At 53.1% G+C, this 1,171-nt stretch carries 1 rRNA gene; it reads left to right on the top strand.

Going from position 1 to position 1,171, the window contains the following annotated elements:
- A 23S ribosomal RNA gene (locus HOP44_RS22595) occupies positions 1 to 1,171 on the top strand; the annotation flags it as partial.

The raw sequence follows: 1,171 nt of genomic DNA, 5'->3' as shown, positions 1-1,171 counted from the left end.
CCGAAAGCAAGCCCCCTCCGAGACGGATCCCGAGTAGTGCGGGGCACGTGAAACCCCGTATGAATCCGGCAGGACCATCTGCCAAGGCTAAATACTCCCTGGTGACCGATAGCGAAGCAGTACCGTGAGGGAAAGGTGAAAAGGACCTCGGAAGAGGAGTGAAATAGAACCTGAAACCGTGCGCTTACAAAAAGTCAGAGCCCAATTAAGGGGTGATGGCGTGCCTTTTGTAGAATGAACCGGCGAGTTACGTTTACATGCAAGGTTAAGGTGAGAAGCCGGAGCCGCAGCGAAAGCGAGTCTGAATAGGGCGACTATAGTATGTAGGTGTAGACCCGAAACCGGGTGATCTACCCCTGTCCAGGGTGAAGGTGCGGTAACACGCACTGGAGGCCCGAACCCACGTACGTTGAAAAGTGCGGGGATGAGGTGGGGGTAGCGGAGAAATTCCAATCGAACCCGGAGATAGCTGGTTCTCCCCGAAATAGCTTTAGGGCTAGCCTCGGATTTTAGAGTTGTGGAGGTAGAGCACTGATTGGGTGCGGGGCCCGCCAAGGGTTACCAAGTCCAGTCAAACTCCGAATGCCATGAACTTATATCCGGGAGTCAGACAGTGAGTGCTAAGATCCATTGTCAAAAGGGAAACAGCCCAGACCATCGGTTAAGGTCCCGAAGTGTGTGTTAAGTGGGAAAGGATGTGGAGTTGCCCAGACAACCAGGATGTTGGCTTAGAAGCAGCCACCATTTAAAGAGTGCGTAATAGCTCACTGGTCGAGTGACTCTGCGCCGAAAATGTAACGGGGCTAAACACACCACCGAAACCATGGCTTGATGCCTTGCGCATCAGGGGTAGGGGAGCGTTGAATACGGATTGAAGGTGTACTGGAAAGAGCGCTGGACTGTATTCAAGTGAGAATGCCGGTATGAGTAACGAAAAGATCAGTGAGAATCTGATCCGCCGAAAACCCAAGGATTCCTGAGGAAGGCTCGTCCGCTCAGGGTTAGTCGGGACCTAAGGCGAGGCCGAAAGGCGTAGTCGATGGACAACAGGTTGATATTCCTGTACCGCCGTAAACCGTTACGAGCAATGGAGTGACGCAGGAGGGAAGGGACGCGGACTGATGGAATAGTCCGTCCAAGTAACAAGTTTTGTCGGTAGGCAAATCCGCCG

Origin of the sequence: Saccharibacillus deserti (assembly GCF_013618475.1) — a bacterium.
Classification (GTDB): domain Bacteria; phylum Bacillota; class Bacilli; order Paenibacillales; family Paenibacillaceae; genus Saccharibacillus; species Saccharibacillus deserti.
The sequence above is the reverse complement of the archived record's forward strand: the minus strand, read 5'-3'. Positions and strand labels throughout refer to the sequence as shown.